Consider the following 9717-nt stretch of genomic DNA (forward strand, 5'->3'; position numbering starts at 1 on the left):
GTTGGCCAGCGGCTGCTCGATGAGCAGCAGGCCGAAGTCGTCGAGCTTGGCCAGGTGGGGGGCGTCGGTGAGGGTGTAGGCGGCGTTGGCGTCGACCTGGAGCAGCAGGTCGTCGCCGAAGCGCTCACGCACGGCACGGACGGGGGCGACGTCCCAGCCGGGCTCGATCTTCAGTTTGATCCGGACGTAGCCCTCCGCGAGATAGCCGCCGACGGCGTCCAGGAGCTCCGGGACGGAGTTCATGATGCCCACCGACACCCCGCACGGCACCCGGTCCTTGGACGCTCCCAGGAAGGAGGCGAGGGACTGCCCGCCGGCCCGGAGCTGGGCGTCCAGGACGGCGCTCTCCAGGGCGGCCTTGGCCATCCGGTGCCCCTTGAACGGTTCGAGGGCCCGGCCCACGCCGTGGACGTCGGCGTGGGCGGGCAGGGCGGGGATGAGGAAGCGGCGCAGGACGTCGGCGGCACCGTCCACGTACTCGGGGGAGTAGAGGGGGTCGGACATGGCCACGCACTCGCCCCAGCCCTCGGCGTCGGGGGTGACGACCCGCACCAGCAGCACGTCGCGTTCGGTCTCGGTGCCGAACGAGGTGCGGAACGGCGCGACCAGCGGCATCCCGATCCGCCGCAGTTCGATTCCAGTGATCTTCATGTTCTCTCCTTCTCGGTGGGTCCCTCGCCTGCCGGGGGCCGTTGCCCGCCCCCGCTCCCTCCGGCCGGGCTCACCGTTCCACGATGTAGTGGCCCTCGCCGGTGAACCCGGTCACCCGGGCCCCTTCCCTCATCAACCCGCCCAGCACGTCACGTACGGCGTGGCGCCACGCCAGCGCCGCGCCCGGATCGGCGCGGCGCAGCGTCTCGATGTCGGAGGGGACCGCGACCAGCGCCACCCGGGCGTCGCCGCGCCCGGCGACCGGGCGGTCGTCGCGCTCGGCCAGGGCGGTCACCGCGTCCGGCGGGACCTGCGGCCGGTACGGCTCGCCCCGGACGGCCGCCGACACCCGCGGCTCGGACAGCCGCCAGACGGCGAGCACCCGGTCCGACTCGTCACCGGTGTTGATCGCGTCCTCCATGACGCCGTAGAAGGACGGCAGGTATTCCTCGGGGCGGGCGCCGAGCTTGACCATGTTGAAGTGGGCGTTGCGCCGCACCAGCGGGTCGTAGGTCCAGGTGATCCGGTCCAGGCCCCGGTCGAGGGCCCAGGCGCGCTGGTGCAGCTTGAGGGCGAACCCGATCCCGCGCCCGACGGAGGCGCCGGTGACATGGGAGTGCAGCACCTGCCCGGGCGGCGCCCCGAAGAACGCCACCGAGGCCCCGACCATCCGGCCGCCCTGGTAGGCCCCGGCCACGTAGTTGCCCGCGTGGGACAGCGCCCGCATCATCTCCACGGAGATCGGCGGATCGCCGGGCCCGGGGTGCCAGATGTCGTCGAACAGCCGGTGGACCTCCTCGAAGCCGGACAGCTCCGACAGCTCGACGATGCGCACCCCCGCGGCCTCCGCCGCCGCCTCGGCGTACTCGTCGCTCCGCGGGGAGCCCGCCGGACGGTCCGTCACCCGCCGTCCTTGCCCGAGGGCGCGGAGTGGTCTTCCCGGGGTGCGGAATGGTCTTTCTGAGATGCCGAGCCGTCCCCCAGCACCGCCGAGATCAGCCCGGCCAGCAGCCTCGCCCGGCCGGGCATCTCCGCGACGACCACGTGCTCGTGCGCGGCGTGCGCGCCGCCTCCCACCGCGCCCAGCCCGTCGAGCGTCGGGCAGCCGGCCCCGGCGGTGAAGTTCCCGTCGGAGGCGCCGCCCACGGCCACCCCCCGCACCGCTCCCATGCCCAGATCCTTCGCGATCCGGCGGGCCAGCTCGAACAGGCGCGCCGAGGAGGCCTCCTCCAGCGGCGGCCGGTTCGGGCCCCCGCTCACCTCCAGCCGGGTCCCCGGGACCCGGGGGACCAGCGCCCGCACCAGCTCGTCCACCCGCTCCTGTGCCGCGATGGTGGGCACGCGCACGTCCACCTCCACGCCGGCGAGCGCGGGCACGGTGTTGACGGTGGTGCCCCCCGACAGCACGGTCGGCGTCACCGTGGCCGGACCCAGGCCGCCCGGCCGGCCCGGCGCCGGCCCGCCGTCCACCGACGCGGCGATCGCGCTGAGCGCGAGGATCTGGTGGGCCAGCTCGACCGCGGCGTTGGCCCCCTTCTCCGGCTCCAGCCCCGCGTGCGCGGCCCTGCCGTGCACGGTGACCCGGTAGTTGGAGGTGCCCTTGCGCGCGGTCTTGAGCGCCCCGCCGTCGGCGCTGGCCTCCAGCACGAACGCGGCCGCGCAACCGCGCGCCGACTCCTCGATCAGCGCGCGCGAGGTCGGCGAACCGACCTCCTCGTCCCCGGTGACCAGCACGCACACCCCGTCCGGCGACGGCAGCGCGGCCAGTGCGTGGAAGGCCTGCACCAGCCCGGCCTTCATGTCGAACACCCCCGGCCCGCGGGCGATCCCGTCCACGAGCGACCAGGGGTGCTCGGCCAGCGTCCCGACAGGCCAGACCGTGTCGTGGTGGCCGACCAGCAGGACCCGGGGCGTGCCGAAGGTCCACCGCAGGTGGGTGACCCCGTCGATCACGATCGTCTCCGGGTGCGCGCCGAGCCTCCTGAACCCCAGGTCGGCGACCACCCGGGCGCTGCGGGCCACCGCCTCGTGGTCGGCGGAGAAGGACTCGCAGACGACGAGCTCCGCCAGGTCCTCAAGCATGACGTCCAGGTTCACGCCGGCCTGCCCAGCTCGGCGCGGAACAGCCGCAGGACGTTGCCACCGATGATCTTGACGATCTCCTCGTCGGCGAAGCCGTGCTTGAGCAGGGCGTCGGTGACCAGCGGCAGCCCGCTGGGGCCGGCCAGCCCGGGGACGGCGGCCAGCGGGTCGACGCCGCTGTAGCTGAACCCCTCGCAGCACGGCGGCGTGACGTCGTTCATGACCTCGCGCATGAAGTCGGGGCCGAGCCCGACGTGGTCGATCCCGCCGACGCTCACGACGTGCTCGATGTGGTCCACCAGGCGGTCCACGGTGTAGTCGGCCGGGTCGTCGGCGAGGAAGGCCGCCAGGAAGTTGACGCACACCACGCCACCGGTCGCGGCGACGGCGCGGATCTGGTCGTCGGTGAGATTGCGGTGGTGCTCGCGCAGGGCCCGGGCCGAGGAGTGGGTCGCCATCACCGGCCGGGTGGCCAGCTCCAGCACGTGCTCCACCCCGGAGGCGCTCAGGTGGGAGACGTCGAAGATCATGCCGAGGCGTTCCATCTCCCGGACCACCTCCACCCCCGCCGTGGTGAGCCTGCTGCCGGTGGCGTCCTCGCCGCTGCCGTCGGCGAGGGCCGTACGGCCCCAGTGCGCGATCGAGGCGACCCGCACGCCCAGCCGGTGCAGGGTGGGCAGCAGCTCCACGTCGGCGTCCAGGCCGGGAGCGCTCTCCAGTGCCAGCACCAGGGCGATCCTCCCCTCGCCGAGCGCCCCGTCGATCTGGGCGCCGTCGGTGCAGAGCCGTACCGCGTCCTGGTTGCCCTCCGCCAGGGTGTGCGCGCACTCGATCATGCGCAGGGTCTGCCTGAGCGCCCCCTCCGGCCGGTACTGGTCGTCGATGAAGACCGGCAGCACCTGCAGGTCCACCCCGCCCTCGCGGAGCTGGGGCAGCCAGCGCTCGCGGAAGAAGGAGGCCCACTGTCGCGGAGGTCGTGCCGTGACGGCCATCAACAGGTCGTTGTGGGTATCGGCGACCACGGCGTCACGGTGGAGGTCAGCGGACACGGGCAGGCCCTTCTTCGCAGGTGGCTCTCGTCACCGCCGACGCTATCGAGAGTCCGCGCCCGGCGCCCGGACGGGGCGCTGTGTGAGGCCGCCGGCCGGCACGCGTAGCCTCAGGTCGCCAGGTCGCCAGGTCGCCAGGTCGCCAGGACACCCGGACACCCGGACACCCGGACACCCGGCGGAGCGGGTGGGGCGGGTGGAGCGGCGCGCGGGGCGGGCCGGCGCGCGGGTCCGGCGGGTCAGCGCGCGAAGCGGAAGGCCGCCGGACGGGGCGCCCTGGTGATCCGCCGGTAGACGGTCGTCGGGGCCGGCCAGTTGTTGGTCACCCGGCCCGCCGAGTTCTTGTACCAGCTCGTGCAGCCCGCCCCCCACACCATGGTGTCCATCGCCCGCTCCAGGCTCCGCCGCCAGGCGTCCATCGCCTCCGGCCTGACCTCCATCGGTCCTCTCCGCGCGAGGTGCGGAAGGCAGCCCATGACGTATCCGACCTGGCATTCGATCATGAAGACGATCGAGTTGTGACCGAGGTTGGTGTTGGGCCCGTAGAGCAGGAACAGGTTCGGGAAGTGCGGCACCGCGATGCCGAGGTAGGCCTCCGCCCCGTCCTTCCACTCCTCGCCGAGACGGCGCCCCTGACGGCCGGTGATCTCGATGGGGGCCAGGAAGTCGGTGCTGTGGAAGCCGGTGGCGTAGACGATCACATCGGCCTCGCGGAGGCCGGTGGTGGTCTCGACGCCCGCCGCGGTGATCCGGGTGATCGGTTCGGTGACGAGCTCCACGTTGGAGCGGGTCAGCGCGGGATAGAAGTCGCTGTCGATGATGACCCGCCTGCAGCCGGGCGGGTAGCCGGGGGTCAGCTTGGCCCGCAGCAGCGGATCTCGGACCTGGCCGTGCAGATGGGCCAGGGCACGTCTGCGCAGCATCCCGGCGCTCCACCCGCCGGCCAGGGCCGGGTGGAGGGCGCCCTCGGCGTATCGGTAGACCCACTCGCGGTAGCCCCGCTGCAGGAACGGCACGTGGCGGAAGGCCGTCCGGACGCCCTCGCCGAAGACGGCGTCCGGCTTGGGGATCACCCAGTTGGGGGTGCGCTGGAAGACGTCCACCCGCCCGGCGACCTCGGCCACCCGGGGGATGAGCTGCGCCGCCGACGACCCGTTCCCGATCACCGCCACCCGCCTGCCGGTCAGGTCCCGCGAGTGGTCCCAGCGGGCGGAGTGGAAGGCCGCGCCCGCGAAGTCCGGCATCCCTGGGATGTCGGGCAGCCGGGGGCGGTTGAGCTGCCCCACCCCGGACACCACCACGTCGAAGAGCTGCTCGCCGGCCGCGGTGCGCACCCGCCACCTGCCCAGCGACTCGTCGAACGTGGCGGCCGTGACCTCGGTGTCCAGCCGGATCCGCGGGCGCAGGCCGTACTTGTCGGCGCACATCTCCAGGTAGGCGAGGATCTCCGGCTGTCCGGGATAGCGGCGGGTCCAGCTGGAGTATCTCTCGAAGGAGAAGGAGTACAGGTGCGAGGGGATGTCGCAGCCGGCCCCCGGATAGGTGTTGTCCCGCCAGGTGCCCCCGACGCCGGGCCCCTTCTCGAAAATCGTGTAGGAGCCGATCCCCGCCCGCTCCAGCTGTATGGCCATGCACAGCCCGCCGAAACCGGCACCGATGATCGCGACAGTCGGACTCACAGACCAGCCCTCCGGAGGTCGGGATCCACTTACATTAAGCGATTCGCCTCCGTCCGGACATAGGCCGGTAGTCTGCGCACGTGCCTACCCTCGCCGACGTCGTCCGAGAGCTCGAATCGACCTACGACCCCCGATGGGCGGAGTCGTGGGACGCCGTCGGGCTCGTCTGCGGAGACCCCTCCTCGGAGGTGCGCAGAGTCCTGTTCGCGGTGGACCCGGTGGCCGCCGTCGCCGACGAGGCCGTCGAGTGGGGCGCCGACCTGATCGTCACCCATCACCCGCTCTACCTGCGCGGCACCACGAGTGTCGCGGCCACCACCTTCAAGGGCCGTCTGGTCCACACGCTGATCAAGAACGACATCGGCCTCTTCACCGCCCACACCAACGCCGACGTCGCCGACCCCGGCGTCTCCGACGCGCTCGCCCGCGCCGTGGGCCTGGCCGGTCCGCTCACGCCCCTGCTGCCCTCGGCCGACGACCCGCGGCGCGGGCTCGGCCGCGTCGGCTCGCTACCCGCCCCGCTGTCGCTGCGCGAGTTCGCCCGGCAGGCCGCGCGCGGGCTCCCCGGTACGGCGGGCGGGCTGCGGGTCGCCGGTGACCTCGACCGCGAGATCCGGCTGGTGGCGGTGAGCGGGGGATCGGGAGACTCCCTCCTCGGCACGGCCCGCGCCGCCGGGGTGGACGTCTTCCTCACCGCGGACCTGCGCCACCATCCGGCGTCCGAGTTCATGGAGGCCTCCGGTGGGCCGGCGTTGATCGACGCCGCCCACTGGGCCACCGAGTGGCCCTGGCTGGCCGAGGCGGCACGCCGTCTGGAGTCCGGATTGGCCGGGAAGGGGATTACTGTTGAGACGCGCGTATCCGAGACGGTCACGGACGCTTGGAAGACAACAGCAGAGTGCGAGGATTTGAAGTGAAAGCAGCCCCGGCGGCCCAGAAGCGTCTGCTCGACCTGGCCGAACTCGACTCCGTCATCGACCGGCTGGCCCACCGCCGCCGCACCCTGCCCGAGCTGGCCGAGATCGACGAGGTCTCCACCCGCGTGGCGAGGCTCGCGACCCAGGTGATCGCCGCCGAGACCGAGGCGGGCGACCTGGCCCGCGAGCAGTCCAAGGCCGAGGCGGACGTCGACTCGGTCCGCATCCGCGCCGAGCGCGACCAGAAGCGCCTCGACTCCGGCCAGGTGTCCTCGCCGAAGGACCTGGCCAGCCTCCAGTCCGAGATCGCCTCCCTGAACCGCCGCCAGGGCGACCTGGAAGAGGTCGTGCTGGAGATCATGGAGCGCCGCGAGTCGGCCGACGCGCAGGTCGCCAAGATCGTCGCTGAGCGCGACGAGCTCGCCGCCGCCCGCGGCGTCGCCGAGGACCGCAGGGACGCCGCCTTCGCCGAGATCGACAAGGAGAGCGCCGAGGTCAAGGGCAAGCGCTCGGGCGTCGCCGCCGACATCCCCGCCGACCTGCTGGCCCTCTACGAGAAGCTCCGCGAGCAGTTCGGAGTGGGCGCCGCGATGCTGCAGGGCGCCCGCTGCCTCGGCTGCCGCACGAGCCTGTCCATCGCCGAGATCAACCGCATCAAGGCCGCCTCGCACGACGAGGTCATCCGCTGCGAGGAATGCCGCCGCATCCTGGTCCGCACCGCAGAGTCGGGGCTGTGACCGCCTACGTCGTCGAGGCCGACGGCGGGTCCCGGGGCAACCCCGGCCCCGCCGGCTACGGCGCCGTCGTCAAGGACGCAGCCGACGGCCAGGTGCTGGTCGAGACCGCCGAGGCGATCGGCACCCAGACCAACAACGTCGCCGAATACCGCGGCCTGATCGCGGGCCTGCAGTCGCTTCTCGCCCTCGCGGGCGACGGCGCCGCCGTCGAGGTCCGGATGGACTCCAAACTGGTCATCGAGCAGATGGCCGGCCGCTGGAAGATCAAGAACGAGGGGCTGCGCCCGCTCGCGCTGGAGGCGGGCGCCCTGGCCCGGCGCCTGCGGGTCACCTGGCAGTGGATCCCCAGGGAGAAGAACAAGGACGCCGACCGGCTGGCCAACGAGGCCATGGACGCCGCCGCCAAGGGCCGCCCCTGGCAGCTCAGCGGATCCTCGGTCGCCGGCTCCACCGCGGGCGGAGCCCCGTCCCGCGGGGCCGGCTCTCCCGCCTCCGCGGCCGCCGCCGCGCCGGCCGCGCAGGACTCCCTCCTCGACCTCCTCGACTCCGATGACGTCTCATCGGGGCAGCAGGTCGTGGCGGCCCCCACCGCCGGCAGCGGCTGGCGTGCGCCCACGACCGTGGCGACCTCGCTGCTCCTGCTCCGGCACGGCGAGACGCCGCTCTCGGTCGAGCGCAGGTTCTCCGGGCTCGGCGATCCGGAGCTCACCCCCAACGGCGTCGCCCAGGCCGAAGCCGCCGCCGCCAGGCTGTCACGCGGGCCGTACGGCGTGCAGGTGGTCGTCAGCTCGCCGCTCAGGCGCGCCCGCGCCACCGCCGAGACCGTCGCCGCCCGGCTCGGGCTGGAGGTGGTCGTCGACGAGGGGCTCAGGGAGGTCGACTTCGGCGACTGGGAGGGCCACACCTTCACCGAGATCCAGCGCCGGTGGCCGGACCTGCTCGCCGCGTGGCTGGCGGACCCGTCCGCCGCGCCGCCGGGTGGGGAGAGTTTCGGGGAGGCGGCGCGGCGGGTCCAGGCGACCGGAGACCGGCTGGTCGAGCGCTACGAGGGCAGGACGGTCCTCGCCGTCTCCCACGTCACGCCGATCAAGATGCTGCTCCGGTCCGCGCTGCTCGCTCCCCTCGCCGCGCTGTACCGCATGCATCTCGATCTGGCAGCCCTGTCCCTGATCGAGTACTACGCCGACGGCCCGGCGGTGGTCAAGGTGTTCAACGACACCTCGCACCTGGCTGAGACGGCACCCTGATTCCACCGGAGGCGACTTGCCGCTCGGTTGGAGACCACTTGGGGAGCCATTAGGCTGGGACGCACGGCGGACGAGCCGGCCGGGCGGCCGCGTCGGGTCTCTTCGGAGACCCGCCGAGGAAGGTCCGGGCTCCACAGGGCAGGGTGGTCGGTAACGCCGACCCGGGGTGACCCGCGGGACAGTGCCACAGAGAACAGACCGCCTCCCGTGAGGGAGGTAAGGGTGAAACGGTGGTGTAAGAGACCACCAGCGCCCACGGTGACGTGGGCGGCTCGGTAAACCCCACCTGGAGCAAGGTCAAGAAGGGACGCTCCCCGGAGCGTCCCGCGCACGACGTTCGAGGGCTGCCCGCCCGAGTCGTGCGGGTAGACCGCTTGAGGCCGCCGGCAACGGCGGCCCTAGATGGATGGTCGCCCCTTCACGTCAGTGAAGGACAGAACCCGGCCTACAGGCCGACTCGTCCGCCCTCCCCGCCCCTGACCTGCGGCGGAGCTTTTGCTCATGGAGCTGGAGACCCTGAGGGGGCACATCGGGGGCACATTCAGGTGAGTTGAGGTCCGGCGGCGAAGGCGTTGTCCAGCCCGTCAGTGCCCGCTCGGACGCCTCCGGGACCAGATGCCCGTACAGGTCCACGGTCGTGGTGACGGACCCGTGGCCCGGCCACCGGGACACCTCGGAGATGGGCACCCCCTCGGTGAGGGCCGTACTGGCGAAGGTGCGCCGCAGATCGTGGAACGTCATGTCCACCGGCACCCCGGCCACGAGGATCGCGGGTCTGAGGATGTCGACGTTGAAGTGGTCGCCGCCGGATCAGGTTGCCGCGCGCCGTCCGGAACAGCGCGTCGACCAGTGCCACAACCTGGTCGAGGTCCGAGACGGGATCTACCTGCACCGCAAGGGGGCGGCGCCGGGTGACGGCCGCGACGTGCTCATCGCCGGTACGCGAGGCACCCCCTCCTATCTCGTGGCCGCCCACGCCGGGCCGGACGCCAACCATTCCGTCGCGCACGGCGCGGGCCGCAAGATGTCGCGTGCGGACGCCCTGCGCCGGGGCCGGGCCAAGCACACGGTCGAGGAACTGCGCCGCACGCCGGTGGGCTCGCTGGTGGTGTGCGGAGACCGTCAGCTGCTCTTCGAGGAGGCGCCGACGGCCTACAAGCGCATCGAGCAGGTGATCGCCGACCTCGTCGACCATGACCTGGCCACGCCCGTGGCCACCACGGTCCCTCTGGTCACCTACAAGACACCCGATCTCGGATCCGCACCCCAGCGGGACCAGCGCCGCAAGCGAGGCCGGCGGTGAGCGTCCACCTGCTCCTGTCGGCCGGGCGCGGCCCGCAGGAGTGCGCCTGGGC

The 9717-nt window shown here is 72.8% G+C and carries 9 protein-coding genes, 1 other RNA gene and 1 pseudogene; 5 read left to right on the forward strand and 6 right to left on the reverse strand.

Features of this window, described 5'->3' with window-relative positions:
• The 5 genes from ACWDS7_RS43070 to ACWDS7_RS43090 all read right to left on the reverse strand — a co-directional run.
• Nucleotides 1–651, reverse strand: a 651-nt coding sequence (locus tag ACWDS7_RS43070; RefSeq protein ID WP_451933993.1) for an enolase C-terminal domain-like protein, incomplete at its 3' end; no start/stop codon positions are given.
• A 70-nt stretch (nucleotides 652–721) separates the two neighbouring features.
• Nucleotides 722–1555, reverse strand: coding sequence for a GNAT family N-acetyltransferase (locus ACWDS7_RS43075; protein ID WP_451933994.1), 834 nt, complete (start codon nucleotides 1553–1555; stop codon nucleotides 722–724).
• Nucleotides 1552–2748: a M20 family metallopeptidase gene (locus ACWDS7_RS43080; RefSeq protein WP_451933995.1), complete on the reverse strand. Its 1197-nt coding sequence runs from the start codon at nucleotides 2746–2748 to the stop codon at nucleotides 1552–1554. Before ACWDS7_RS43080 ends, ACWDS7_RS43075 begins: the two co-directional genes overlap by 4 nt.
• Complete coding sequence (locus tag ACWDS7_RS43085; RefSeq protein ID WP_451933996.1) at nucleotides 2745–3782, reverse strand: dipeptidase; 1038 nt, start codon at nucleotides 3780–3782, stop codon at nucleotides 2745–2747. Before ACWDS7_RS43085 ends, ACWDS7_RS43080 begins: the two co-directional genes overlap by 4 nt.
• A 239-nt stretch (nucleotides 3783–4021) precedes the next feature.
• A complete protein-coding gene (locus tag ACWDS7_RS43090; protein ID WP_451933997.1) occupies nucleotides 4022–5461 on the reverse strand; it encodes a flavin-containing monooxygenase in 1440 nt (479 codons plus the stop codon).
• Nucleotides 5462–5541: 80 nt separating this feature from the next.
• Between ACWDS7_RS43090 and ACWDS7_RS43095 the strand changes: the two genes are divergently transcribed.
• The 4 genes from ACWDS7_RS43095 to rnpB all read left to right on the forward strand — a co-directional run bounded on the left by ACWDS7_RS43095 (nucleotide 5542) and on the right by rnpB (nucleotide 8826).
• Nucleotides 5542–6378, forward strand: a complete 837-nt coding sequence (locus tag ACWDS7_RS43095; RefSeq protein WP_451933998.1) for a Nif3-like dinuclear metal center hexameric protein — start codon at nucleotides 5542–5544, stop codon at nucleotides 6376–6378.
• Nucleotides 6375–7115, forward strand: a complete 741-nt coding sequence (locus tag ACWDS7_RS43100) for a zinc ribbon domain-containing protein (protein ID WP_451933999.1) — start codon at nucleotides 6375–6377, stop codon at nucleotides 7113–7115. The genes ACWDS7_RS43095 and ACWDS7_RS43100 overlap by 4 nt, the downstream gene beginning before the upstream one ends.
• Complete coding sequence (locus ACWDS7_RS43105) at nucleotides 7112–8362, forward strand: bifunctional RNase H/acid phosphatase (protein WP_451934000.1); 1251 nt, start codon at nucleotides 7112–7114, stop codon at nucleotides 8360–8362. Before ACWDS7_RS43100 ends, ACWDS7_RS43105 begins: the two co-directional genes overlap by 4 nt.
• A 71-nt stretch (nucleotides 8363–8433) precedes the next feature.
• An RNA gene (gene rnpB, locus ACWDS7_RS43110) (RNase P RNA component class A) lies at nucleotides 8434–8826 on the forward strand.
• Nucleotides 8827–9034: 208 nt separating this feature from the next.
• Here the strand turns inward: rnpB and ACWDS7_RS43115 are convergent.
• A pseudogene (locus ACWDS7_RS43115) lies at nucleotides 9035–9103 on the reverse strand (hypothetical protein); the annotation flags it as partial.
• Nucleotides 9104–9143: 40 nt separating this feature from the next.
• Here ACWDS7_RS43115 and ACWDS7_RS43120 point away from each other — a divergent pair.
• Complete coding sequence (locus ACWDS7_RS43120; RefSeq protein ID WP_451934001.1) at nucleotides 9144–9665, forward strand: RtcB family protein; 522 nt, start codon at nucleotides 9144–9146, stop codon at nucleotides 9663–9665.
• The last annotated feature ends 52 nt before the right edge of the window (nucleotides 9666–9717 follow it).

The organism is Streptosporangium sp. NPDC003464, from assembly GCF_053588315.1.